We start from the raw sequence: 24,521 nt of genomic DNA, 5'->3' as shown, positions 1-24,521 counted from the left end.
GGAGTGCGCCATGACCAGAACCCGCTCCGGCTTCGCCGCCGCCGGCCTCACCGCCCTGCTCCTCGCGGCAGGCTGCGGATCCTCCACCTCGAGCACCACGGAGTCCAGCGGCACCGGCTACGGCGACTGCGCCGTGACCGGCAAGCGCGGCGAGTTCACGCTCGCGACCGTGACGGAGGACACGCTCACGGTGCAGGGCGACCTGCCCTCGAAGGGCTGGTGGAACGGCGACACGGTGGCCGACATCAAGGACGGCTTCGAGTACTGCATGGCGGCCACCATCGCCTACCGCGCCGGACTGTCCAAGCTCACCATCGAGAACGCGCCCTTCGACGCCCTGGTCGCCGGCCACACCAAGGACTTCGACCTGGCGCTGGCCGAGATCTCCATCACCGACGCGCGCAAGAAGGTGGTCACCTTCTCCGCGCCCTACTTCGCCTCCAACATCGGGGTGATGACCAAGAAGGGCGCGACCGTGACCGGCGACAACCTGCGCACGCTGCGCCTCGGGGTCAAGCAGGGGACGACGGGCGCCGACTTCGTGGCCAATGTGCTCAAGCCCGAGCGGCAGCCCAAGGTCTTCCCCAACGACCCCGAGATGGCCGCCGCCGTCAAGGCGGGGCAGATCGACGCCGCGCTCCAGGACGTGGCCATCATGCTGGGCACCGCCGCCAACTCGCAGGGCGCGCTGACCGTGGTCGGCCAGTACTCCACAGGCGAGTCGTACGGCGCGCTCTACCCGAAGGGCTCGCCCAACGCGGACACCCTCAACAAGATCATCCAGCAGATGGCGTCCGACGGGACGTTCGCGAAGCTGTCGGCCGCCTACCTGTCCAAGGTGTTCGGCGGCGACCCCGCCGCGGTGCCGCTCTGGCAGGCGTCGTGACCACCGAGCGAGTCCTCCTCAAGGGAGAGGCGACCCCGCGGGCCCGCACCCAGCCCGTCCCCGCCCCGGGACGCGGTTTCGCGCTGACCGGCCTGGCCGGAGCGGCGCTCGCGACGCTCGCGACCTGGGCGGTGGCGGCCGAGCTGGTCACGACGGCCGCGCCAGGTCCCTGGCTGTGGGTGCTCGGCGCCGTCGCGGTCGCGGGCGCGCTGGCCGTCCTGGCCGTGTTCAGGCCCGCGTGGGACGCCTGGCGGGCGGCGAGCGCCTGCGCCGCCGCGCTGGCGGCCCCCGACCTCGTGGCGGCGCGTCGCCTGGCCGCGCGCGGCCGCGAGTCGACCTGGACGGCGCTGGGCGCGGCGTTCGCCGTCCTGTGCGCGCTGGGCGTGGTCGTCTTCGTGCTCGCCAACGACGCGGCCGTCCAGAAGACCTTCCTCGACGGCCCGCTCATGTGGGCGAGCGTCTCCGACATCGCCCGTGCGTTCGGGACGAACCTGCTCATCGCCGTGGTCGCGCAGGTCCTGGTGCTCGCCTGGGCCCTCGTCCTGGCACTGGCCAGGCTCGCGCCCGGCCGGGCGGGGCGGCCGATCAGGATGCTCGCGACCTTCTACATCGACGCGATCCGCGCCATCCCCGCGATCATCGTGATCTACCTGATCGGCTTCGGCCTCCCGCTGGCCCAGGTCCCGCTGCTCAGCGGGCTGGACCAGACCTGGTACGCGATCCTGGCGCTGACCGTGGTCTACGGCGCCTACGTCGCCGAGGTCTTCCGCGCCGGCATCGAGAGCATCCACCCCAGCCAGATCGCGGCCTCCCGATCGCTCGGCTTCTCCTACCTGGCCACCATGCGGCACGTGGTGGTGCCGCAGGCGACGCGCAGGGTGATCCCACCGCTGCTGAACGACTTCATCAGCCTGCAGAAGGACACCGCGCTGGTGAACGTCATCGGCAGCATCGACGCCTTCAACCAGGCCAAGATCCTCGCGTCCAACAACTTCAACCTGTCGTCGGTCACGGTCGTGGCGGTCCTGTTCATCCTGATCACCATCCCGCAGGCGCGCTTCGTCGACCGCCTCGTCACCCGCGATCGGAGCAAGTGATGGCCTTCCTGGAGCTCGAAGGGCTGCGCAAGAGCTACGGCGGCCACGAGGTGCTCAAGGGCATCGACCTGTCCGTGGCACGGCACGAGGTGATCTGCCTCATCGGCGCCTCGGGCAGCGGCAAGTCCACGCTGCTGCGCTGCGTCAACGCGCTGGAGTCCATCGACGCGGGCGCCGTCCGCCTGGACGGCGAGGTGGTCTCGGGTCCCGGCGTGGACGTCAACCTGCTGCGCAGGGACGTCGGCATGGTCTTCCAGAGCTACAACCTGTTCCCGCACATGAGCGTGCTGGACAACATCACGCTCGCGCCGGTCAGGCTCGGCGGGCTCCCACGGGAAAGGGCCCGCGAGCGCGCGCTGGAGCTGCTGCGCAGGGTCGGCCTGGAGGAGCGCGCCGACGCCTACCCCGACCGGCTCTCCGGCGGGCAGCAGCAGCGGGTCGCGATCGTGCGCACCCTCGCCATGGGGCCTCGCGTGCTGCTGCTGGACGAGATCACCTCGGCGCTCGACCCCGAGCTCGTCGCCGAGGTCCTGGGCATCGTCAGGGACCTGGCAGCCGAAGGGATGACCATGCTGCTGGCCACCCACGAGATGGGCTTCGCCCGCGAGGTGGCGAGCCGGGTCTGTTTCCTGCACCAGGGGTGCCTGCTGGAGCAGGGGCCACCTGAGCAGATCTTCACCGAACCACGCGAGGAGCGTACGCGGATGTTCCTGAAGTCCATCATCGAGGCGGGCCGCCTGTGATCCTCGGCATCCAGCATGAGCACGGCACTGGCCCCGGGCTGATCGGGGAGCGGATCGAGGCGGCCGGGCTCAAGCTCGACCTGCGACACCCGTACCAGGGGGAGCCGCTGCCCGCGGACCTGTCAGGCCATGACGGCCTGGTCGTGCTCGGCGGGACCCCTGGCACGTATGACGTCGCCCTGGCCCCGTGGCTGCCCGCGGTGGAGGAACTGCTGCGCGAGGCCGTCCGCGACGAGGTTCCCGTCCTGGGGGTCTGCCTCGGCGGCCAACTGCTGGCCACGGCCTGTGGCGGTACGGTCGCCGTCGCCGCGGCCGCCCAGGTCGGCCTGCACCCCGTCAGCCCTTACCCCTCGGCCTCGGACGACGAGCTGTTCGCCGGCTTCCCCGATGACGGGCAGGCCGTCCAGTGGCACTGGGACGAGATCACGGCGCTGCCTCAGGGAGCCGTCCCCCTCCTGCGCGACGACGCCTTTCCGCACCAGGCCTTCCGGCTCGGCCGCAGGGCCTGGGGGGTGCAGTTCCATCCCGAGGTGCTGCTGGGCTCGGCATCGGAGTGGGCGGCGGGAGAATCGCCCCAGCTGGCGGCGCTCGGCCTGGACGTCCCCGCCATGCTCGGCCGTATCGCCGAGGCCGAGCCCGCGCTGATCGCCCTGTGGGGCGCGATCGCCGACCGCTGGCTGGCGCTCGTCGACGAACCGGCATGACCATGACGGTGGCTCGGGAAACCGGGCCACCGCACCCCGGGCGAGGTGGATCCCGCCCCGATTGAGGGCTTCGCGTCAGTCCCCCGGCAAAGGGCAGGTCCCCGCGGCCGGGGGGAGGGCGGCGGGGACCTGCGGGGGAGGGAAGGCCGGTCAGCCGAGGAAGATGTAGTCCGCGCCGTAGGGCACCTGGATCCTGGGCTGCTTGCGCGGGTCGCAGGCCCCGGCAGGGGCCGCGCCGCCGACGGTGTTCAGGCGCAGGATCTGCGTTGTGTGGGCCAGCAGCCCGCGGCGTGCCCCCGCCTGCGCGGCGTCGAGGACGAGCTCGGGGATGACGCCCTCGCCGTTCGGCCGCTTGCCGGCGACCTTGCCGCGCACCGCGCTGCCGTCGGGGGCGATCCACTGGGGCGGTCCGGCCGCGGGCGTCACGAACGAGTGCTTGATGCCGCGCTGCAGCTTGGCCGTCACGCCGAGCTGGGTGAAGGCGTGGCCGCCGCCGGGCTGCTCGGTGCAGGCGTAGAGCTGGGCGCCCTTGGTGACCGCGGCGGTGACCGCGCGCGGGTGGCCGAACCCGCCGCCGGACAGCTGGCCGCGCACCGCGCCGCCGGAGAACTCGACGGTGTGCAGGTTGGAGTAGTAGCGCGAGGGGTCGGCGGCGATCCGCTTCACGATCGCCCGCTTCACGGGGGTCTCGCCCGCGATGCCCGTGAGGTTGGCGGGCAGCCCCTTCTCCGCGGCGAACAGGTCGGCCACCACCTCGCCGTTCCTGCCCTTGACCCCCTTGTGGAGGTGGCCGTTCGTCGGCGCCGCGACGCCCGACCAGGTGGCGGTGTAGGCGATGGCCGCGCCGTTCGGCCGCAGCCACCAGGTGGCCTTGCCGTCGGCGTCGCCGCGCTTCTTGCCGTCGGACGCCTGGACCTCCTGGGCGCCGTCGGCACGCGAGGCCAGGGCCGCCTGGTTGCTGCCGTGCAGGACGCCGTTGAGGTCGACGGGCCTGGCGAGCCGGTGGAACTGGCCGCGCACGGCGCCCTTGGGGAAGGCGGCGTTGTGCAGGTTGGCGTAGAAGCCGCCGGGATCGTCGACCAGTGACCGCAGCACGGTCTCGTCCTCGACGGCGACCGTGCCGGTGACCCCGAGCACGCCCGCGGGCAGCGGCTTGGTGAAGAACTCGACCTTGACGTCGCCGTTGGCGCCCTTGGCGCCGAGGTGGACGTGGGCGGCACCGGGGGCGTCCACGCCGTTCCACCGGATGGCGAAGGAGACCTGGTCGCCGCTGATCCGCAGCACGACGGTCGAACGGCCGTCGGCGTCGCCCTTGACGCCGACCTCGTTCGCGCCCCGCAACCCGGCGGCGAGGTAGACGTCGTCGTCGGAGCGCCGGGCATCGGCGTGGGCGCCGAGGGCGGGCAGCACCGGCAGGACGGCGGCGGCGAGGAGGCCGGTGGCGAGAATGCGCTTGACCATGATGGTGAACCTCTCAGGGGAATCGTTCCGTCATTCGGGCAGTAGTACGGGCCCCTGCCGACGGCGGGTTCACCGCGGGAACCGGTAAAAGTACACACAAGCGAAAAGCCCTCTCACCTGGTAAGAGGGCATGAAAAGGCCCCCTCGCGGCGGCGAGGGGGCCTTTTCAGATGTCGAAGGTAAGTAATGTCTTACCCGTTGTGGTGACGACCTCGAACCTGTCGATCCGGCCGCGGGGGAACGGGCTGCCGCCGTGCATGTAGAGCGGCGAGGGCGAGCCTGGCACGCCGTACCCCGACGGCGGCACCGACCAGCCGGTCATGACCCGGCGCTCGCCTGTCGTGGAGACGGCGAGCAGCTCGCACTCCAGTGGGCCCTTCACCCCCGCCAGCATGAGCGCGGCGTGCGTGCCCCAGCCCTTGTCCTCCAGCACCAGGCCGCCGCTGGCGCCCGCCGTGCTCGTGCCGGTGATGGGGCTGCCCATGGCGTAGAAGGACTCGGCGGGGCCCATGTCATGGCCCGCGTGCACGGAAGGCGTGCCGCCGCCGATCGCCGAACCCACCGTCACCCCGCCGGCGACCAGCGTGATCGCCGCGGCGACGCCGATGACCAGCGTGCCCCTCCGATTGCGCAGGTCGCGCGCCTTCTTCCGGTTGAGCAGGTCGACGATCTCCTCGGGGGCCGGCTCCTCCTCCACCACCGGGCCCATCCCGGTCAGCGCGTGCGCTACCCCCGACAGGTCGGCGAGCTCCGCCGTACAGGAGGGGCACGAGGACAGGTGCGCCTCGAAGGCGCGCCTGTCGTCCTCCTCCAGCAGGCCGAGAGCGTAGGCGCCCACGTCGGTGTGCTCGATCCTCGAGGTCACGCCGTCACCCCTCTCTCCTCCAGAGCGACGCGCAGCGCGCGGACGGCGTAGTAGACCCGCGACTTGACCGTGCCGACGGGAATGCCGAGGGCCTCGGCGGCCTCGTTGACCGAGCGGTCCCTCAGGATGGTCTCGTTGAGGATCTCCCGATGGGCCGCCGACAGCGACCGCATCGCGTCTGACACGACCACCTGGCGCAGGAGGTCCTCCATCTGGTCGGGGAGCGGCACGTTCTCCAGGGGGCCTTCGCCTGTCTCCTGGGGGCGCGCGTCCTTGCGGCGACGTTCGTCGATCACGATACGCCTGGCGACCGTGGCCAGCCAGGGCATGAGCGACACGGCGCCGGGGTCGAGCGTGTCCGCGCTGCGCCACGCCCTGATCATCGTCTCCTGCACCACGTCCTCCGCGAGTTGCCGGTCACCCGCGGTCAGCCTGAGCACGAAGGCGAGCAGCGGGCGGTGGTAGTCCTCGTAGAGCCTGGCCATGACCAGCTCGTCGTCGGGATCCCTGACCGGGCGTAAGCGCCTGAGCCAGGAGCGCGGGCCGGTCACGGGTTCGGCTCCCTGAGGGGGACAGGTGGTCTGTCGCGTCATCGCCCGATCCCTGCGTCGCGGATGGTCCTACGGCAGGCAGTACGCGCCCCGCTCGGCGGCGGGTTCAATCGTTCCCGGAATCCTTCCACAGCGTACGCCGTACTCACTTCGAGGATGAGGCGTCTACGACGAACGAGAAGAGCGACCACGAGCGCGGACTCCGACTCCTGTGGGGCGTGCAGGAGCCGCCGACCAGGGGCCGAAGCCGGGCCTGACCGTCGAGTCGATCGTCAGGGCCGCCATCGAGGTCGCGGACGCGAGCTGTACACCCGGCATCCGTGGACGCTGCTGATCGTCGTGGACAGGCCCGTGCTCGGGCCCAACGTGATCGGCGGGTCCGCGGCTGTGCTGCAGGCCCTCGACGGCACCGGACTGACGCCCGCCCAGATCCTCGGCGCGGTCAACCTCATCGACGCCTACGTCAGGGGCGCCGTGCGGCGTCCCGTCGAGGCCGCGGAGGCGGAGCGCGTCAGCGGCGTCTCCACCGAGGAGTGGTGGGGAGCCCGCGCCGGCTTCTGGGACACCTATTTCGACCAGGCGCGCTTCCCGCTGATCACCAGACTGTGGAACGTGGGCGCCTACGACGAGCTGGGCGACGACTTCGAGTTCGGGCTCCAGCGGGTCCTCGACGGGATCGCCGCCATGATCGGGTGAGGGCCGCGCTGAAGGCGGGGCGACCAGGGGAGACGCGGAAATGATCGATCGTCGCTCCAGGCGCCGTGATAGCCTGCCCGCAGGCAGATGGCCACGACACAGAGGGAGGTGGGGAGCATGCGGGTCTTTCTGAGCTGCTCGCTGTCCCAAAACCTCTGGGTGCCCGCCTGACCTTTCCGCTGCGGGGCCCGGCTTTCCGAAGGGTTACCCAAGCGTGACTTCGTACGATCTTTCCCTGCTCGGCTGGACCGATTCGCTGGCGGCCGAGCTACCCATCGACACGATCCCAGGGCGGGTGGCGCGGGTCGACCGCGGCGCCGCCGAGGTCATCGCCGCCGATGGGCACCACCACGTCAAGTACGGCGCCCGCGTACGGCGCGCCTCCGCCGACGACCCCGTCGCGCTGCCCTGCGTGGGCGACTGGGTGGCGCTCAAGGCGCTGCCCGAAGGGCGCTACGAGCTCGACGAGGTGCTGCCGCGCCGTACCGCCTTCGTCAGAGGCGGCGTCAGCCGCGTCTCGCGCGGCGGGCTGTCGGGCGACGGCCAGGGGCAGGTGCTCGCCGCCAACGTCGACCTCGTCTTCGTGGCCGAGCCCTCCATGCACGCCACCGACTTCGCCGATCTCGGGCGCATCGAGCGGCTGGTCGCCCTGGCGTGGGAGAGCGGCGGCACGCCCGTCGTCCTCATCACCAAGGCCGACCTGTTCGATCAGGGGCTGGACGACCTGCTGGCCGACGTCGCGGCGGCGGCGCCCGGTGTGCCCGTGCACGCCGTCTCCTCCCTGCTGGGCGAGGGGGTCTCGCTGGTGCGCCACCACCTCGAGGGCTCACGTACCGCCGTGGTGCTCGGTCCTTCGGGAGCGGGCAAGTCCACGCTGGTCAACGCGCTGGTCGAGGAGGGGGTCATGGACACCCAGCAGGTCCGCGCGGCCGACGGCAGGGGGCGGCACACCACGGTCCACAGGGAGCTCATCCCGCTGCCAGGCGGCGGGCTGATCATCGACACACCCGGCATCAGGCGCGTCGGCCTCTACGAGATGACCGACGGAGTCGACCTGGTCTTCGCCGACATCGAGGAACTGGCCCGGTCGTGCAGGTTCGGCGACTGCGGTCACGACGGCGAGCCCGGCTGCGCCGTACTCGCGGCCATGGAGTCGGGCGAGCTGCCCGAGCGCAGGCTGGAGAGCTGGTTCAAGCTCCAGCGCGAGGCCGCGTGGATGGCGAGCAGGACCGATGCCAGGCTGCGCAAGGAGCAGCAGCAGAAATGGAAGCTCATTCACAAGGAGATGCGCAGGTCAGGCCGTAACCGCCCCTAGCCATACCTGGGTGCGTCCACGACGCTAGGAGGCGGCGGGGGCGGGTATCACTCGGGCATGGGGCATCTGTTCACCGACAGAGCCGAGGCAGGCGCCCTGCTGGCCGAACGGCTGCGCGGGCTGAAGGACCCCGTCGTGCTGGCGTTGCCGCGCGGCGGGGTGGCCGTCGCGGTGCCCGTGGTGCGGCGGCTCGGCGGCGTGCTCGACGTCCTGGTCACCAGGAAGATCGGCTACCCGGCCCAGCCGGAGCTGGGCGTCGGCGCCATGGCGGAGGACGGGGAGCCGGTGTTCGACGAGCGGCTGATGGCCGGTCTCGGCCTGACGCGCGCCGACCTGGAGAAGGTGATCGAGAGCGAGCGCGCCGAACTGAAGCGCAGAGTCCGGGTCTACAGGGGGGACAGGCCGCTGCCCTCGCTGACGGGCCGCGACGTCGTGGTGGTCGACGACGGTCTGGCCACGGGCGGTACGGCGAGGGCGGCGCTCAGGTTCGTGGACGCGGCCAAGCCGGGCAGGCTCACCCTCGCGGTACCCGTCGGGGCGCCGCAGACGGTCAGGGCGCTGCGCGCCGAGGCCGACGAGGTGGTGGTGCTGGCCACGCCGCCCGACTTCCACGCGGTCGGGCAGTGGTACGGGAGCTTCGAGCAGCTGAGAGACGCGGACGTCCTGGCGCTGCTGTCGCAGGGGTGAAGCATGCCGCCTCAGGTGAGAGCGGCCCAGACCAACTTGCCGCCGCCGACGGGATAAAGCCACCCCCAGGCGGTCGTCAGCGCCTCGATGAGCGGCAGCCCCCTGCCGAACTCCGCCAGGAAACCCGACGTCGCGGTCACCGGCACCGCGCCGCTGAAGTCGCGCACCGCGCAGCCCAGCCGACGTCGTGAGTACACCAGCCTCAGTGACCTGGCGCCCCCGCCGTGCCTGATGGCGTTGGTCACCAGTTCGGAGACGACGAGCTGAGCGTCGAACACCGCGTCATCGCAATCCCAGCCGGTGAAGGTGGTGCGCACGAACGACCTGGCCTCCCCCACGACGGCCGGGTCGGCGGGCATGGAGAAGTCGAGCACCGCCGCCGCGTCGCCTGGCGGGCTGCCCGAGAGCAGGGCCCCCAGCCATTCGGGCGGTGCGGTGCCCGTGGCGGCGTGCCATGGTGCTGCGGAAGTGGTCATGGAGATCCCCGGGGCTCGGATACTTCGCGCGGTCCAAGTGACCATATTTACGGCGAGGGCTTACGGATGCAAGACTTTTCGTGTTTTACGGATGCAAGTCGCAAATGCACGTGCGGGAGGGCCGATTCTTCCCACGATCCGTGTCACACTGTGATCTTTCCTTGAAAGGAGACGGCGCGTGGAATCGGCGGAGAACGTGCTACCCCTGAGCTCCACCAAGGGCGGCGGCCCGACGGTTCTGCGCATCCTGCTCGGCGCCCAGCTCAGGAGGCTGCGCACCGCCAAGGGGATCTCCAGGGAGGACGCCGGCTACGCGATCAGGGCCTCGCACGCCAAGATCAGCCGTCTCGAGCTCGGCCAGGTGAGCTTCAAGGAGCGCGACGTCGCCGACCTGCTCACCATGTACGGCGTGAGCGACCTCGACGACCGGGCGAGGCTGCTCGAGCTGGCCAGGCAGGCCAACCAGCCCGGCTGGTGGCACAAGTACAGCGACCTGCTGCCGAACTGGTTCGAGGTCTACATCGGCCTGGAGGGCGCGGCCTCGATCATCCGCACCTACGAGAACCAGTTCGTCCCCGGCCTGCTGCAGACACCCGAGTACGCCCGAGCGGTGATCTCACTCGCGCACGACAAGGCGCCGAAGGACGAGATGGAGCGCCGGGTCCTGCTGAGGACCACCAGGCAGGAGCGGCTGAGCGGCGACCGGGCGGTCGCGCTGTGGGCGGTGCTCGACGAGGCGGTGCTGCGCCGCATGCTCGGCGGGGCCGAGGTCATGCGTGGCCAGATCGACCACCTCATCGAGGCGTGTGACCTGCCGAACGTGACGGTGCAGGTCATGCCGTTCGACAGGGGCGGCCACGCCGCGGCGGGCGGGCCCTTCACGATCCTGCGCTTCCCAGAGCCCGAGCTGCCCGACGTGGTCTACATGGAGCAGCTGTCGAGTGCGCTCTACCTGGACAAGCTGGGCGAGTCCGAGCACTACATGAAGGTCATGGACCGGCTCAGCGTGCAAGCGGACACTCCTGCCGAAAGCAGGCGCTTTCTGGAGCGATTGCGCAAGATCTTCTAGTTCGTCGTATCCTCGTGCCCTGCAAGCACCGATGCACGTGCATTAGCACGCACGAGGAGGAACCATGGGGGAGATTCCCAACGGCATCACCGCGAGCAACCTCGCGGTGGCCTGGCGCAAGGGCAGGCGCAGCAACCCCAACGGCAACTGCGTGGAGGTGGCCGCTCTGCCGTCAGGTCAGTACGCGGTGCGCAACTCCCGCTTTCCCGACGACCCCGCGCTCATCTACACCAAGGCGGAGATCACCGCATTCGTGCTCGGTGCGAAGGACGGGGAATTCGACGACCTGATCGCCTGAAGCTTCGGGCATCGCGGTACTGCCCTCGGAAGGGGCTCGGTACTCAGCGGATGCCGGTGTTGCTTGATCAGGCAGTTGTCCCGACCGGGTTCGAGTTGGTCATCGGGACAACTGCGTGATCACGCTGTTCCTGGACGCTGCCGGGGTGGAACTCAGGCGGCGGAGATGCCTGCGCTGGCCGCGCGGCGCATACGACGGCGACGCTCGGAGGCGCGCTCGTCCTCGTTCAGACCGCCCCACGTGCCGTACTTCTCGGGCCGGGACAGCGCGTAGTCAAGGCACTCGGCGCGAACGGGGCACTGGGCGCAGATCGCCTTGGCCTTCCGCTCGCGGACGTCACGCTCGGGCTGCCGCTCGCCATCGGGACCGAAGAAGAGCACGAGGTCCTCACCTCGGCACGCGGCATCATCCTGCCAACCCCAGCTGGGGCGCGGGCGGGCGATCTGCCGACGTACCTGAGACATGAGAAAACCACCTTCGTGAGAGGTATTTCAGTGATTGAGCCGCATTGGACGTTTCGGCGTCACTGTTCCAACGCAGGAGTACGCCGTGATGTTCCCGTGATCAGGTGAGGGCGGGCGTGGCGTACCGCACAGGCGTGAGCCTGTCCAGCGAGACCAGCCGGTAGGTGGTGATCGTCTCGGCGCAAGCCGTACCACACGGTGTTTGGAACACCGATGGCTCGATCACAACCTGGAACCGGACATCACCGCAGCGCACGATGGCTTCGGTGACGTCGCCGTCCGACCTAGAGGATTCCACGGCCACTCCGCCTACCGACAGCTCACCCGTGTGGGCACGGGCGAAATGTTCGGCGGCCTGCAATGGCTCAGGGATGCCTGCGCGTCCCCGGAAACGGTCGAGAATCACCTCGCCGGACCGGTACGCGTTGGCCGCTGCGATCGCAGCAGCCTGAGACATGCTGCCGTAGAAAATTCCGTGTGGCAAGCACACGAGGTTGGCGGCGTAGCGATCGCCGCCAACATGTGAGGTTTCCCACACTCTGTCCGGCAAAACTTCTGCCAGCCGTCGAGCGAGGGGTAGTCCAATGCGGGCGCAACACGCATTGCGCTTGGCGTGCGTGCAGACCAGAAATACCGGCTCGTCTTCAAGTATGCAGGACTCTGGGACCACTCCGGCCAACACGGCGTCCAAGTCAAGATCGTCTGGACCTGCGATGACACCGCTGGCCAACCAGGGGTTCCGGCCCGCCGCGTAGCCGACTAGCACACGGATGTGCTGGTCCCGCCGCCGGGTCCGGCGGCCTGGACGGCGGATCAACTGGGGCCTGATACCGCGTTCGGAGGCTCTTCGCACGAGTTCCGCGATCTCTTCAGGAAGTTCGCAGTTTTCCAGATGCGAGGCCCAGGGGCCGTCGTGTTCGATGAGCAGCCACAGGCGTGCGCCGACCGTCGCGCTGGCGAGGGTCGGCACGTCACCGGTGTGACAGCCGACCGGATGGTCGCACCCCTTGGCCATGCGTCACCTTCCCCATCGATTGTTAGGTAAGACTAACCTAACGGTTTGGGGAGGGTGCGCGTGGGGCTGACACGCGATTCAGAGGGTGAACGCGTGCCGGGCCGCGGCCAGTGCCGCCTCCCTGTCCTCGGGGATCAGCCCGATCCTGGTGCGGCGGTCGAGCAGGTCGGCCTCGTCGAGCGCGCCCTCGTGCCTGACCGCCCACACCAGCTCGCCGAGGGCGCGGCCCGCCCCGACCGGCTCGGGGTGCAGCTTCACCAGCTCGTGGACAGCCGCGGCCTCGCCGCCGTACCGCTGCACGAGCCCCGAGGGGCCTCCCTGCGGCTCGGCGCCCACCAGCGGCACCCGATGCGTCACGCAGGGGCCCGCGGGCAGGTCTCGCAGCCGGACGGCGGCGTCCACGGCGTCCTGCGCCATCCGCCGGTAGGTGGTCAGCTTGCCGCCGGTGACGGTGATCACCCCGTCGGGCGACGTCAGCACCGCGTGCCTGCGTGACAGGTCGGCCGTGCGGCCCTCGGCCTCCAGGAGCGGCCTCAGGCCCGCGTAGGCGCCCGCCACCTGGCCCCGGTCCACCTCGGCCTCCAGCACCGTGTTGAGCACCGCCAGCAGCGCGCTCACGTCCTCCTCTGGAACCTCGGGCACGTCGGGCACCGGCCCGTCCACGGGCTCGTCGGTCAGGCCGACGTAGACGCGCCCGTCGTGCTGGGGCAGGACCAGCGCGAACCGGTTGCTCTCCCCTGGAATCGGCACGTGAAGCCCGGCGCGCAACCCCGGAAGCGCGTCGCCGCGCAGGACCAGGTGGGTGCCGCGCGAGGGTCGCAGCCTGATGTCGGGACTCAGCTGTCCCGCCCACACGCCCGCCGCGTTGACCACGACGCGGGCCCTGATCGTGAAGGACTCGCCGGTCAGCTCGTCGCGTACCTGGGCGCCGTCGCGGTGCAGCTCCAGCGCCCTGCACCTGGTCAGGATCCGCGCGCCGTGGCCTGCCGCCGTACGGGCGATCGCCACGACGAGGCGGGCGTCGTCGACCAGCCGGCCGTCCCACGACAGCAGGGCCCCGCGCAGGCCGTCCCCGCGCAGAGGAGGCGCCAGCTCCCGGGCCTTGGCGGAGGACAGGCGCGAGGGCCCGGGCAGCAGCCTGCGCGGCGTGCGCGCCGCGGCCCGCAGCCCGTCGCCCATGCGGTAGCCGGTCATGACCAGCGCCGCCTGCCCGCGCGTGACCGCAGGGGTGAGGGGCAGCAGGTACGGCGCCGCCCTGACCAGGTGCGGGGCGGTGCGGGTGAGCAGGATGCCGCGCTCGATCGCGCTCTCGTGGGCCACCCCCACCTGGCCCTTGGCGAGGTAGCGCAGCCCGCCGTGGATCATCTTGGAGCTCCACCTTGAGGTGCCGAAAGCCAGGTCGTGGGCGTCGATCGCGGCTACCGTGAGCCCACGGGACGCGGCGTCGAGCGCCACGCCCGCCCCTGTCGCGCCCAGCCCCACGACCAGCACGTCGACGGTCTCCCGGCGTACTTTCTCCAGCTCGGCGAGCCTGCGGGCGGCGTTCAACGAGGTGTTCAAGCCAGGTACCTCTCCAGGAGGGTCGCCAGTTCGGCGTCGAGGGTCGAAGCGTCGCCCATGGTGTGGGCCGACAGCAGGAACGACTGGGCGGTCAGCAGGACGGCGCGCGCCCGCGCGGGGCTCATGCTCCGTTCGAGCACGGCGATGATCGCGTCGTGGCTCGTGCCCCTGCGCATGGTCAGGTACGGCAGCAGCAGCTCGGGTTCGACCTCGACGATCTTCCGCCACAGCGGGTGCTCCCTGAGCGTCCGCACGCCCTCGACCACCGCCGCGACAGGGTCGGACAGGTCCAGACGCTCCACCACGCCCAGCCACTCGCGGGTCATCAGATCCGCGACCAGGCTGCCCACGTCGGGCCAGCCGCGATAGATGGTCATCCGCGACACCCCAGCCCGCCGTGCCACGTCGGTCAGCGTCGTACGCCTGACCCCGTAGGCGAGCACGCACTCGCGCGCGGCATCCAGAACGACGTCATTGTGACGAATTGCCGTCATGTGTCACAGTGTAAGGCGTGGAGAACGAACCGATGCTGTGGAGTGGCTGGGGCGACCCCGCCGAGGCCCGCGAGCTGCCCGACCAGATCCGCAAGCTCCTGCACGACCTCATGGGGGTGCGCGAGCCCTCGGCGGCCGCGGCGTTCGACGAGGTGCTGCTCCCGCCGCTCTCGCTCTCCGACGCGGCGGCGGCCGGCCTGCGCGAGGTGGTGGGCGAGGCCCACGTGCGCTCCGACCGTGAGGCCAGGATCAGGCACACCCGCGGCAAGTCCACGCCCGACCTGCTGCGCATGCGCGCGGGCGACGGCTCCGACGCCCCCGACGCGGTCGTGCTGCCGGGCTCGCACGAGGAGGTGCTGGGCGTCCTCGAGGTATGCGGTCGGCACGGCGTGGCGGTCGTCCCCTTCGGCGGCGGCACCTCGGTCGTCGGCGGCCTCGTCGGCGGGAGCGGCGTAATCGCCCTCGACCTGGCGCGGCTCGACCGTCTCGTCTCGGTCGACACCGAGTCGATGGTCGCGGTGCTGGAGCCGGGGCTGCGCGCGCCCGACGCCGAACGGCTGCTGGGCGAGCACGGGCTCACGCTCGGTCACTTCCCCCAGTCCTACGAGTACGCCACGCTCGGCGGCTTCGCGGCCGCCAGGTCGAGCGGCCAGGCATCGGCGGGATACGGGCGCTTCGACGACATGGTCGTGGGCATGACCGTGGCCACCCCCACAGGAACGCTCGACCTGGGCCGCGCGCCCAAGTCCGCCGCGGGGCCCGACCTGCGGCAGCTCGTCCTCGGGTCGGAGGGCGCCTTCGGGGTCATCACCTCCCTGCGCCTGCGGGTGCGCACGATCCCCGTGGAGACGGTCTACGAGGGGTGGCGCTTCGAGTCGTTCACGGCGGGTTCGGCGGCGATGCGCACGCTCGCGCAGTCGGGGCTGCTGCCCGCCGTACTGCGGTTGTCCGACGAGACCGAGACGATGATCGGCCTGGCCAAGCCCGAGGCCATCGGCTCGGGCGACTCCGGCTGCCTGCTGATCGCCGGCCACGAGAAGGACCGCCAGGGCGCGGCCGCCGTGCTGGCCCAGTCGGGCGGCACCTACCTGGGGACCGAGCCGGGGCAGGCGTGGGAGCACGGCAGGTTCGCCGCGCCGTACCTGCGAGACTCCCTGCTCGCCGCGGGGGCCACGGTCGAGACGCTGGAGACCGCGGGCTTCTGGGCGAACCTGCCCAGGCTCTACGACGCGGTACGGCTGGCGCTGCTCGGCGCGCTCGGCACGCCGCTGGTCATGTGCCACATCTCGCACGTCTACGAGACGGGCGCGTCCCTGTACTTCACCGTGGTGACCGAGCGGGGTCTGGAGGAGTGGGAGAGCGCCAAGCGGGCGGTCAACGCCGCGATCGTCGCCGCGGGCGGCACGATCTCGCACCACCACGGCGTCGGCAGGGACCACAGGGAGGCCTACGCGGAGGAGATCGGCCCGCTCGGCGTCGAGATCCTGCGCGCGGTCAAGGAGCGCCTCGACCCCGCCGGGATCATGAACCCCGGCGTGCTCATTCCTTCTCCGCCTCCGTCAGCAGCATGAGCGCCTCCTCCTCGCGGCCGAGGGCGGTCAGCACCTCCGCCGTGCAGCCGAGCGCCATGACGAGCGGCGCGCCGCCGATGCTCCTGGCCAGCCCGAGCGCCTCCTCCGCCAGCGGCAGCGCCCTCGCGGGCCTGCCGCGGGACATCAGATGCCTGGCGCCCGTCCGCAGCGCCCTGGCCAGCAGCCCCGCGTGCGTGACCGGATCGCGGGCCGCCAGCACGCGGGCGTCCGCGATCGCCCTCTCAACGCTCTTCATCGCCCCGCCGTCGAACCCCCGCTGCGTCGCGGCATAGGCGAGCAGCCCCTCGACGGCGTCGGCGCTGATTCCATCCCCTGAACCGGTGCGGGCCATCCCCAGCCCCCCGCAGCATCGACAACCGCTTGCTTGGGGGTGAAGGCTACCGCACGTGGTCGCTCGATGACAGGGGCGAGAGATCAGGTAAAGATATGGTCATGGTCGAAGTCGCCGCGGAACGTGGAAAGCGGACCTCCTCCCGCACCTCGGAGGAGGGCGCCGGATGGCGCTGCCAGCAGATCGGGAGCTTCAGGGAGCTGCGGCCCGACCGCGACTCCTTCTCCTGGTTCCATCCCCGCACGCTCTGGCGCTCGCGCAACGAGGTCCTCTCCGGCCTGCTCGGCGACCCCTCGGGAGAGGTGCGGCGGCGCTGGGTCGAGGCGCAGCGCGAGCGTGGCGTGGACGGCGACTTCAGGATCAGGCGGGGGCTCGGCAAGAGCTACAGCTTCCTGCTCATGGGCGACCCGGGCGAGGGCGACGCCTCACAGTACGCCGTGGTGCCCGGGCTGCTGGCGATCGGCGAGGACACCTCGTTCGGGGTGATCGCCAGCGACGTGATCTACCCGACGGGCGCGGGCGACGACTACCCCCGCAAATTCTTCCGGCCGTACAAGGACTACCAGGCGCCCATCTACGCCGTCCCGGGCAACCACGACTGGTACGACGGGCTCGGCGGGTTCATGCGCGTCTTCTGCGACGCGCCCCCGCTCAAGCCCAAGCCGGACAGGGGACTGCGCGGCCTGCTGTGGCGCAGGCCCGAGCCGATCGACGAGGCGGCGCTCGCCGAGGCCCGCAGGTTACGCGACGCTCCGACGCAGCGGGCCGTCCAGCCCGCCTCCTACTGGGCGATCGAGAGCGAGAGCCTGCTGATCGTCGGGGTCGACACCGGCATCGACGGCCTGATCGACAGCGAGCAGGCCGCGTGGCTGCGCCGTACCTCGCTCGACCCCAGGCCCAAGATCCTCGTCACCGGCAAGCCGATCTACACGCGCAACGTCTACAAGCCCTCGCCGCTGGAGGGCGGAGGGACGATCGACGACATCGTCCGCGACCCCGCGCACCGCTACGTCGCGGCGATCGGCGGCGACGTGCACAACTACCAGCGGTACCCGGTCAGAGTGGGGGACCGGGTGATCCAGTACGTGGTCTCGGGAGGGGCGGGCGCGTTCATGCACGCCACGCACACGATCGAGCGGGTGGACGTGGCGGGCGTGCACGAGGACGACTTCAAGTGCTACCCGCTGCGCGGCGACTCGCTGTCGTTCTACAGCCAGCTGTACGCCAAGCGGTTGCGGATGCGGTGGCTGTACCTGACGCCGAGCGAGGCGGCGTGCATCATGGCAGGCCGCATCAAGAACACCCCCATCCGCCAGGTCGACCCCAACGTGACGATCACCCGCAGGATGCGGTGGGCGGCGCGCGTGCTCGGCGCGTGGCCGATGCCGCTGCGGCTACCCGTCGGGAGGGTCTTCCACCGGTACCTGTCGGAGCTGTCGGACTGGGACACGCCGCCGTTCTTCAAGAGCTTCCTGCACCTGAAGGTGACGCCCGCGGCGGTGACCCTGCGGTGCTTCGCGGCGACGGGCTGCCTGCCGCAGGAGCTCGACCCGCCGCTGGAGGACGAGGTGACCATCTCCCTGACCCCGTGAGGCCACCTGGCGTCCCCGGGGAAATGTCGGTGGAGCCTGGCAGGCTGGAGGCGTGTACGTCGCCCTGACCTCAGACTCCTCGGGCGGCGGGACACTGCGCCCGCTCGAGGGCCAGGCCCGCCGCGTCGACGACCTGGCCGCCGCCGTACAGGAGCTGGAGCCGCGCCGTCCCCGCTGGGTCTGGGCCGACGCCCGGCAGGTCTACCCCGTGCTGCTGGCGGCCGGCGTGCGGGTGGCGCGCTGCCACGACCTGGCGCTCACCGAGGGGCTGCTGCTCGCCCACGAGGGCAGGTACGGCGAGCCGCGCTCGGCAGAGGCCGCCCACGCCAGGCTCCACGGCCTGCCCGTGCCCGAGGACGGCGGCGAGCCGACGGCCAGGCAGGACACGCTGTTCGAGCCCGAACGGGTCGAGCTCGGCGCGGACGCGCTGGCCGAGGTGCTGGCCGACCAGCTGGCCAGGATCGAGGCGCTGCCCGACCCCGGCAGGTTCAGGCTGCTCGTCGCGGCCGAGTCGGCGGGCGCGCTGATCGCCGCCGAGATGGGCCACGACGGCATGCCGTGGCGCAGGGACGTCCACGAGGAGTTGCTCACCGAGCTGCTCGGCCCGCGGCCCGTCCACGGCATGCGGCCCGCCAAGCTGCAGGCGCTGGCCGACCAGGTGTCGGCGGCGTTCGGCCACCCCGTCAACCCCGACTCCGTGCAGCAGCTGGTCAAGGCGTTCAAGTCGGCGGGGGTGGCGCTGAAGACCACCAGGTCGAGGGAGCTCGAGCAGATCGACCACCCGGCTGTCGCGCCGCTGCTGGCCTACAAGGAGCTGGCCAGGCTCTACAGCTTCCACGGCTGGGTGTGGGCCGACCAGTGGGTGCGCGAGGGGCGGTTCAGGGCGGAGTACGTCGTCGGCGGCGTCGTCTCGGGCCGCTGGGCGACCAGCGGTGGAGGGGCGCTGCAGATCCCGAAGGTGATGCGCAAGGTCGTGGTGGCCGACGAGGGCTGGGCGCTCATCGTGGCCGACGCCGCCCAGCTGGAGCCGAGGGTGCTGGCCGCCATGGCGGGCGACAGGGGCCTGGCCACCGCCGCAGGGGAGATCGACCTCTACTCCGCGCTGGCCAAGGCCTTCGGCGGTGAGCGCGACCACGCCAAGATCGCGATGCTGTCCGCCATGTACGGCGGGACCAGCGGCGACGCCCCCAAGCTGCTGGCCGTGATGCGGGAGCGCTTCCCCCGCGCCTACCGGTTCGTGGAGGACGCGGCCAAGGCGGGGGAGGAGGGCAGGCTCGTCAGGTCGTGGCTCGGCCGTACCAGCCCGCCGCCGTCCCAGTCCTGGAAGAACCTGGTCTCGGGGCCCGACGGGGCTCGGGCGGCCCGCGACAGGGGGCGCTTCACCCGCAACTTCGTCGTCCAGGCGACGGCCGCGGAGTGGGCGCTGGCGCTGATGGCGGTGCTGCGGGGGCTGCTGCCCGAGCCTGCCAGGCTGGTGTTCTTCCAGCACGATGAGGTGATGGTGCACTGCCCGCTCGACCAGGCCGAGCAGGTGACCGCCGCGATCGCCACGGCGGCGACGTCGGCGACGCGGCTGCTGTTCGGGGCGACGCCGGTGCGCTTCCCGATGGAGGCGGTAACCGTCTCCTGCTACGCCGACGCCAAGTGACGCCACCGCGCCCGATCGGCTCGACTCCCCTGCCCTCGCCACCGCCGACCCTCGGTTGACCATCTTCGGCCCCGTCGGCCCCGGCGATCCCCGGGCGTTCGGTCGCTCCGGCGTGTGACCTCCGTGCCGTGGTGTGGTCCGGGCCGAGGCCGGAGCCGGTCGGTTCGTGGCACCCGGGGATTCGGGGGCGCGTAGCGGTGATCCGTTGGGCGGACCACTTGTGCTCGCGCCCCCAGGCATCGATCTGTTCGATCACCCGGGCGGGGGTCGTCCGGGCTGTGGTGTGGGGTCGAGGTTCATTCAGATGGGTCACCGCTGGTGCGATTCGCCCGGGCCGTGGCGACCTCGTCGTGAGCCGAGCGGACGGCGGCCGAGGTCGTTTCAGCCGCCGCGCGTCGCGTTGGGCGGGCCTGTCGTGCCCGGTCCAGGAGAATGAGGGGTACGGCAGCCGCGGCGAGGGCGGCCCCGATCAAGCTGACCGATGTGAGAGCGGCCCCTTGTGTGAGTGAGGCGGCTGCCAGGACGGGGGTGATGCTGATGCCCAGCTGGAATGCCGACACGGTGGTGGCGCCGGCGAGGGTCGGCGCGTCGGCTGCGATGGCGAAGACGCGTCCGTAGAGGGCGGGGTTCAGCACGAACGCGGCGATGCCGATCAGGAAAACCGTTGGCACCACCGCCCAGACCTGCTGGATCGCGACAGCCATCACGACCGACAGGATCACGATCGCCCATGCGCCCGTGAGGAGTGCGAGGTGAGGGCGCCGATCGGAGACGCGGCCGCCGATGGACAGACCGACGAAGGCCCCGACCCCGAAGAGCGCGAGGATCGCCGGGATCCAGACCTCGGGAATGGCGGTGATGTCGGCGAGCATGGCTGCCAGGTAGTTGAACGTGATCATGTACGCCGCAGTGGTCAGGATCGTGATCGCGTAGATGCCCCAGAGCATCGGCGTCCGTATGGTGGCGAGCTCCCGCGCAACACTCGGCTCGGTGGGCCGCTTGCTGTCCGAGTCGGCGGCGGGGAGTCCGAGGAGGCAGCCGATGACCCCGGCGACCGTCAGTGCCACGACGGCCCAGAATCCGCCGCGCCACTGGATGAAGTGGCTGATCAGCGTGCCCGCGGGACCGCCGACGACCATTGCCACGCTGAGCCCGCTGACCACGACCCCGGAGGCGCGGGCGTTCCGGTCCGGCGTCACCAGGCTGATCGCGGTCACCGACGCGACAGCGAAGAAGCCCGCGTAGGCGATACCCGAAACCACTCTCGTCAGCAGCAAGACCTGGTAGTCGCCCAGCAGCCCGACGACGATGCCTGCCGCGAAGAGGACCTGGGTCGCCACCAGCGCGGTGCGGCGCGGCCAACGCAGGCTGAGCACGGCGAACGGTGGCCCGCCGATCACGACACCCAGCGCGAACGCGGTGATCAGGAACCCGGCTGAGGAGAGCGTGACGTCCAGATCGGCGGCCACCGCCGGCAGTACGCCGGCCAACAGGAACTCTGCGCTTCCCATCGCGAACAGGCTGAAACCGAGCAGGTACACGCCGGCAGGCAACCTGTCGGAGGGGGTGTTCCGGGACGTCTCCGCGGTGATGCCGGCCATCAGATCGCACCCCCGACGTCGAGTCCGTCAGGAGAGACGGCAGCGGACAGCTCCCGTTCGAGCAGCCAGCCGGTCATGTTGATGGCGGCGGTGGAACCCGCGCCCGCGGCGGCGACGACCTGCGCCCGGGGGTTGACCACATTCCCGGCAGCCCAGACCCCGGGGACATTCGTGGCACCTTGGGAATCGACGGCGACGAGTCCACTCGCCGGGTCCTTGCCCGTGCCGAGCGCGGTCAGGATCGCGTCGTGGGGCACTGGGCAAGGTGCCACGAAGATGGCCTCACACGCGACCGTCTCGCCGTTGTCGAGCTCGATCGCGACCGGGTCCCCGCCCGCGGTGTCGGCACTCGTCGCGACCCGTGTGACGCGCGCGTCGATCAGGCGCACGCCGTAGGCCGTGAGGCGCTGCCGCTGGGCGGTGCTGACCTCGGCGCCGTTGATGCAGAACGTCACCGAGGAGCTGTAGCGGCGCATCAGCGCGGCCAGATGTGTCGATGCCGCCGCCATCGTGCTGCCGATCACGACGATGGTGCGCCCCCGCACCTCGTAGCCATGGCAGTGGGGGCAGTGGTGCACCTCGGATGCCCACCGCTCGGACAGTCCCGGGATGTCGGGTAGTTCGTCGGTCAGCCCGGTGGCGACCAGCACCGACCGAGCGCGCAGGGCGCGGTTGTCGTCGAGCCGCAGCTCGAACGTGCCGTCCGAGGCGCGCCGCGCGTCGATCACCGACGCCTGCGTACGTGTCCCGCCGTAACGGGTGAGCTCGTCCTGCCCGGTCGCGACGAACTCTCTCGGCGCCATGCCGTCCCGGGTCAGGTACCCGTGCATATGATCGGCGGGCCCGTTCCGGGGCGCACCGCCATCAACGACCAGAGTCGCGAACCGTGCTCTCGCGAGCACGACCCCGGCCGACAAACCGGCGGCCCCACCGCCGATGATGATCGCGTCCCACAGCACCTCTGACCCCGATCCGCTCGTTGAATCCGTTGTCGCGTCCATTCGGATCACCTCCACTGAGAGGATCGGGAGACCTGCCCGCAAACAACAAACTCCGTTGCTGATTCCGGGACACATTGATTGACTGCATCCCATGGACGAGCAACCGAGCGTCGGTGCCGTGATAGAGCAGATCGCTCCTCGGCTGCGACGCGCGCGCGAGAAGAAGGGCATCAGCCTGGCCGACCTCGCGCGAGCCACTGGCATCTCGACCAGCACGCTGTCCCGACTGGAATCAGCTCAGCGCAAGCCCAGCCTCGAGCTACTCCTGCCGATCACCGCAGCGCTGGGCGTCCCCCTCGACGAGATCGTCGCCGCGCCCCGGATACTCGATCCGCGCGTCCCGCAGGAGCCCACCAGAAAAGGCGGCCGGGTGCTGATCCCGTTGTCGCGACATCAGGGAGAGCCGCGCGCGTACAAGATGACCATTCCAGCGCACGACGAACAGCCCCACCTGCGGACCCACGCGGGCTACGAATGGCTCTACGTGCTCCGCGGACAACTCCGCGTGAAACTGGGTGACCACGACTTCGTCATGGGAGCCGGCGAAGCAGCCGAGTTCGACTGCCAGATTCCGCACTGGTTCGGCGCCGCCGGACGCGGCGGCGTCGAAGTACTCAGCCTCTTCGGCAAGCAGGGCGAACGCATCCACCTCCGCACCCCACGGCGGTGACGCGGGAGCACGCGGGTTGCGTTCCCGCCCGAATCAGCGGATCAGGTGAACGAGATTCACGTGACTACGCGAACCGTACGGCGTCAAGAAGGTCCAGGTCGGGGGTTCCGGGGTCGGTGGCCTCAGGGTCTCGGGGGCCGGGGTTCGGCGAGGGCGGGGTTCGTGAGGTGGGGGTCCGGTGGAGAGGTCTGGGGGCGGGGCCGGTCAGGGGGTCTGGGGGAGGTGGGCCGATCGGCCTCGGAAGGCCAGCCGCAGGCCGGTGATCGTGACCATGATGCCCACGACCAGGCCGAGCGTGCCGTACGAAAGAGCCCCCACGATCGCGCCGGCGACGATGGTGCCGGTCGCACCGCAGACGTTCATCAGCAGGTCCGACAGGCCCTGGACGGCGGGGCGGCGCTCGATGGCGACCGACTCCGACAGCATGGCCGAGCCCGCGACCAGGCCGCACGACCAGCCGACGCCCAGCAGGATCAGCCCGGCCGTCACCTGGCCGACGTGGTGCTCGCCCGCCGTACCGGCGAGTGCGGCGGCCGCCAGCAGCAGCGCCATGCCGAGCACCAGCACGGGGACCTTGCCCAGTTTGTCGGCGACCCACCCGACCACCGGCGACAGCACGAACATGCCCGCGATGTGCAGGCTGAGCACCAGTCCGATGATCTTCAGGTCGGCGCCCTCATGGTGCAGGTGGACGGGCGTCATCGACATGACCGACACCATCGCGGTGTGGCTGACCGCGATCGCGAGCAGCGCCCTGCGGGCGGCGGGGGTGGCGCGCAGGGTGTCCCAGGCGTCCCTGATCGTCCTGGACCCCGCGCCGGCCGTGGCCGCGGTGCCGCTGAGCTGCCTGGCGAGCACGAGCGGGTCGGGGCGGAGGCCGACCACGATGATGAGCAGGGCGACGGCGAAAGAGATCGCGGCGAACGCGAAGGGGCCCGCCGTGGGCACCAGCCCCAGATCGGCGCCGATCCTGTCGGCGGGCGCGGCCAGGTTGGGCCCTGCCACCGAGCCGATCGTCGCGGCCCACACCACCAGCGACAGGTGCGTGGCGGCGCGACCTTTCGGCGACAGGTCCGTGGCCGAGTAGCGGGCGGCCAGGTTGCCCGCGCTGCCGCCGCCGACCAGCACCAGCCCCGCCAGCAGCAGGGGCCACGAGGCGATCGTGATCGCCAGCACCGAGATCAGGCATCCGGTCAGCGCCGCCACGTACGTCAGGCCGAGTCCGGCCCTGCGCCCGCCCCTGCCCGAGACCTTCGCGGCGGGCAGCGCCAGGATCGCGGCCCCGAGCACGGTAGCCGTGCCGGCCAGGCCGCTGATGGCCTCGGAGCCCGACAGCTCGAAGACGACGAGGGAGCTGAGCGCCAAGCCGACGGCCACACCGACGCCGCCGGTGATCTGGGCGGCGGACAGGACTGCGAGAGTACGGCGCTGCACACCCTCGACTGACGATACTTCAGGCTTCGTGGGGCTGGTGGTCACCGGTGAAGTCTCGCATAGCCTCCAACATCACCCCAAAGCGGACGAAGGGTGCTCCCCGGTGAGATGTTCGGGGGTTCTGGTTCTCGGTACGCGGACGATTTGACGGGATCGCCGACCGGTCCAGAAGTGAGGCGTTCGGGACGTGGCGGCCGGGTCGGTGATGTGGGACCAGGGCACGGGCGAGCCCCGGCGTGTACCGGGGGGAGGGCCCGCGTACACGCCCAAG

The 24,521-nt window shown here is 71.0% G+C and carries 25 protein-coding genes; 13 read left to right on the top strand and 12 right to left on the bottom strand.

Going from position 1 to position 24,521, the window contains the following annotated elements; all coding sequences use genetic code 11:
* Positions 1 to 10: 10 nt before the first annotated feature.
* Genes AB0B45_RS39000 through AB0B45_RS38985 form a run of 4 tightly spaced genes read left to right on the top strand, consistent with a single transcriptional unit; the run spans position 11 to position 3,430 of the window.
* Entirely contained in the window at positions 11 to 886 is an 876-nt protein-coding gene (locus tag AB0B45_RS39000) for an ABC transporter substrate-binding protein (RefSeq protein ID WP_358141605.1), read from the top strand.
* The gene (locus AB0B45_RS38995; RefSeq protein WP_358141602.1) at positions 883 to 1,983 is read left to right on the top strand and encodes an amino acid ABC transporter permease; all 1,101 of its coding nucleotides are present in this window, start codon (positions 883 to 885) and stop codon (positions 1,981 to 1,983) included. Before AB0B45_RS39000 ends, AB0B45_RS38995 begins: the two co-directional genes overlap by 4 nt.
* Complete coding sequence (locus tag AB0B45_RS38990) at positions 1,983 to 2,726, top strand: amino acid ABC transporter ATP-binding protein (RefSeq protein WP_358141600.1); 744 nt, start codon at positions 1,983 to 1,985, stop codon at positions 2,724 to 2,726. Before AB0B45_RS38995 ends, AB0B45_RS38990 begins: the two co-directional genes overlap by 1 nt.
* A complete protein-coding gene (locus AB0B45_RS38985) occupies positions 2,723 to 3,430 on the top strand; it encodes a type 1 glutamine amidotransferase (protein ID WP_358141597.1) in 708 nt (235 codons plus the stop codon). The genes AB0B45_RS38990 and AB0B45_RS38985 overlap by 4 nt, the downstream gene beginning before the upstream one ends.
* Positions 3,431 to 3,580: 150 nt before the next feature.
* On the opposite strand, the gene AB0B45_RS38980 is transcribed toward AB0B45_RS38985, so the two are convergent.
* The 3 genes from AB0B45_RS38980 to AB0B45_RS38970 form a co-directional block, all read right to left on the bottom strand.
* The gene (locus AB0B45_RS38980; RefSeq protein WP_358141594.1) at positions 3,581 to 4,891 is read right to left on the bottom strand and encodes a CHRD domain-containing protein; all 1,311 of its coding nucleotides are present in this window, start codon (positions 4,889 to 4,891) and stop codon (positions 3,581 to 3,583) included.
* A gap of 166 nt (positions 4,892 to 5,057) precedes the next feature.
* The gene (locus tag AB0B45_RS38975; RefSeq protein WP_358141591.1) at positions 5,058 to 5,756 is read right to left on the bottom strand and encodes a zf-HC2 domain-containing protein; all 699 of its coding nucleotides are present in this window, start codon (positions 5,754 to 5,756) and stop codon (positions 5,058 to 5,060) included.
* Entirely contained in the window at positions 5,753 to 6,241 is a 489-nt protein-coding gene (locus AB0B45_RS38970; protein ID WP_358141718.1) for a sigma-70 family RNA polymerase sigma factor, read from the bottom strand. The genes AB0B45_RS38975 and AB0B45_RS38970 overlap by 4 nt, the downstream gene beginning before the upstream one ends.
* Positions 6,242 to 6,370: 129 nt before the next feature.
* Between AB0B45_RS38970 and AB0B45_RS38965 the strand changes: the two genes are divergently transcribed.
* From AB0B45_RS38965 to AB0B45_RS38955, 3 genes are all read left to right on the top strand, one after another.
* Entirely contained in the window at positions 6,371 to 7,003 is a 633-nt protein-coding gene (locus AB0B45_RS38965; protein ID WP_358141588.1) for a TetR/AcrR family transcriptional regulator C-terminal domain-containing protein, read from the top strand.
* A 214-nt stretch (positions 7,004 to 7,217) separates the two neighbouring features.
* Positions 7,218 to 8,318, top strand: a complete 1,101-nt coding sequence (gene rsgA / locus AB0B45_RS38960; protein ID WP_358141585.1) for a ribosome small subunit-dependent GTPase A — start codon at positions 7,218 to 7,220, stop codon at positions 8,316 to 8,318.
* A 57-nt stretch (positions 8,319 to 8,375) separates the two neighbouring features.
* Positions 8,376 to 9,005: a phosphoribosyltransferase family protein gene (locus AB0B45_RS38955; protein ID WP_358141582.1), complete on the top strand. Its 630-nt coding sequence runs from the start codon at positions 8,376 to 8,378 to the stop codon at positions 9,003 to 9,005.
* Positions 9,006 to 9,016: 11 nt separating this feature from the next.
* Here AB0B45_RS38955 and AB0B45_RS38950 read toward each other — a convergent pair whose 3' ends face one another.
* Positions 9,017 to 9,481, bottom strand: coding sequence for an ATP-binding protein (locus tag AB0B45_RS38950; protein ID WP_358141579.1), 465 nt, complete (start codon positions 9,479 to 9,481; stop codon positions 9,017 to 9,019).
* A 178-nt stretch (positions 9,482 to 9,659) separates the two neighbouring features.
* Between AB0B45_RS38950 and AB0B45_RS38945 the strand changes: the two genes are divergently transcribed.
* Both AB0B45_RS38945 and AB0B45_RS38940 read left to right on the top strand, forming a co-directional pair.
* Entirely contained in the window at positions 9,660 to 10,550 is an 891-nt protein-coding gene (locus AB0B45_RS38945; protein ID WP_358141576.1) for a helix-turn-helix transcriptional regulator, read from the top strand.
* 64 nt (positions 10,551 to 10,614) lie between these two features.
* Complete coding sequence (locus AB0B45_RS38940; RefSeq protein WP_358141573.1) at positions 10,615 to 10,848, top strand: DUF397 domain-containing protein; 234 nt, start codon at positions 10,615 to 10,617, stop codon at positions 10,846 to 10,848.
* A 152-nt stretch (positions 10,849 to 11,000) separates the two neighbouring features.
* Here AB0B45_RS38940 and AB0B45_RS38935 read toward each other — a convergent pair whose 3' ends face one another.
* From AB0B45_RS38935 to AB0B45_RS38920, 4 genes are all read right to left on the bottom strand, one after another.
* Entirely contained in the window at positions 11,001 to 11,312 is a 312-nt protein-coding gene (locus tag AB0B45_RS38935; RefSeq protein ID WP_192773819.1) for a WhiB family transcriptional regulator, read from the bottom strand.
* 100 nt (positions 11,313 to 11,412) lie between these two features.
* Complete coding sequence (locus AB0B45_RS38930) at positions 11,413 to 12,327, bottom strand: sucrase ferredoxin (protein WP_358141570.1); 915 nt, start codon at positions 12,325 to 12,327, stop codon at positions 11,413 to 11,415.
* 78 nt (positions 12,328 to 12,405) lie between these two features.
* A complete protein-coding gene (locus AB0B45_RS38925; RefSeq protein ID WP_358141568.1) occupies positions 12,406 to 13,887 on the bottom strand; it encodes a glycerol-3-phosphate dehydrogenase/oxidase in 1,482 nt (493 codons plus the stop codon).
* Entirely contained in the window at positions 13,884 to 14,381 is a 498-nt protein-coding gene (locus AB0B45_RS38920) for a helix-turn-helix domain-containing protein (protein WP_358141565.1), read from the bottom strand. Before AB0B45_RS38920 ends, AB0B45_RS38925 begins: the two co-directional genes overlap by 4 nt.
* Before the next feature lie 32 nt (positions 14,382 to 14,413).
* Between AB0B45_RS38920 and AB0B45_RS38915 the strand changes: the two genes are divergently transcribed.
* The gene (locus AB0B45_RS38915; RefSeq protein WP_358141716.1) at positions 14,414 to 15,952 is read left to right on the top strand and encodes an FAD-binding oxidoreductase; all 1,539 of its coding nucleotides are present in this window, start codon (positions 14,414 to 14,416) and stop codon (positions 15,950 to 15,952) included.
* On the opposite strand, the gene AB0B45_RS38910 is transcribed toward AB0B45_RS38915, so the two are convergent.
* Positions 15,921 to 16,304, bottom strand: coding sequence for a hypothetical protein (locus AB0B45_RS38910; RefSeq protein ID WP_358141562.1), 384 nt, complete (start codon positions 16,302 to 16,304; stop codon positions 15,921 to 15,923). The genes AB0B45_RS38915 and AB0B45_RS38910 overlap by 32 nt on opposite strands.
* A gap of 101 nt (positions 16,305 to 16,405) precedes the next feature.
* Between AB0B45_RS38910 and AB0B45_RS38905 the strand changes: the two genes are divergently transcribed.
* Positions 16,406 to 17,896: a metallophosphoesterase gene (locus AB0B45_RS38905; protein ID WP_358141559.1), complete on the top strand. Its 1,491-nt coding sequence runs from the start codon at positions 16,406 to 16,408 to the stop codon at positions 17,894 to 17,896.
* Between the two features lie 52 nt (positions 17,897 to 17,948).
* Positions 17,949 to 19,544, top strand: a complete 1,596-nt coding sequence (locus tag AB0B45_RS38900; RefSeq protein ID WP_358141556.1) for a bifunctional 3'-5' exonuclease/DNA polymerase — start codon at positions 17,949 to 17,951, stop codon at positions 19,542 to 19,544.
* A gap of 296 nt (positions 19,545 to 19,840) precedes the next feature.
* Here AB0B45_RS38900 and AB0B45_RS38895 read toward each other — a convergent pair whose 3' ends face one another.
* On the bottom strand, positions 19,841 to 21,145 hold the full coding sequence (locus AB0B45_RS38895) for an MFS transporter (RefSeq protein ID WP_358141553.1): 1,305 nt from the start codon (positions 21,143 to 21,145) through the stop codon (positions 19,841 to 19,843).
* Positions 21,145 to 22,146: an NAD(P)/FAD-dependent oxidoreductase gene (locus AB0B45_RS38890; protein WP_358141550.1), complete on the bottom strand. Its 1,002-nt coding sequence runs from the start codon at positions 22,144 to 22,146 to the stop codon at positions 21,145 to 21,147. Before AB0B45_RS38890 ends, AB0B45_RS38895 begins: the two co-directional genes overlap by 1 nt.
* Before the next feature lie 91 nt (positions 22,147 to 22,237).
* On the opposite strand from AB0B45_RS38890, the gene AB0B45_RS38885 reads away from it, so the two are divergent.
* Entirely contained in the window at positions 22,238 to 22,816 is a 579-nt protein-coding gene (locus AB0B45_RS38885) for an XRE family transcriptional regulator (RefSeq protein ID WP_358141547.1), read from the top strand.
* A gap of 204 nt (positions 22,817 to 23,020) precedes the next feature.
* Here AB0B45_RS38885 and AB0B45_RS38880 read toward each other — a convergent pair whose 3' ends face one another.
* On the bottom strand, positions 23,021 to 24,250 hold the full coding sequence (locus AB0B45_RS38880; protein WP_358141544.1) for an MFS transporter: 1,230 nt from the start codon (positions 24,248 to 24,250) through the stop codon (positions 23,021 to 23,023).
* Positions 24,251 to 24,521: the final 271 nt, after the last annotated feature.

It is taken from the genome of Nonomuraea sp. NPDC049152, assembly GCF_040648355.1.
In the GTDB taxonomy this organism is placed as follows: Bacteria; Actinomycetota; Actinomycetes; order Streptosporangiales; family Streptosporangiaceae; genus Nonomuraea.
This window is presented reverse-complemented; position numbering and strand designations above follow the sequence as displayed.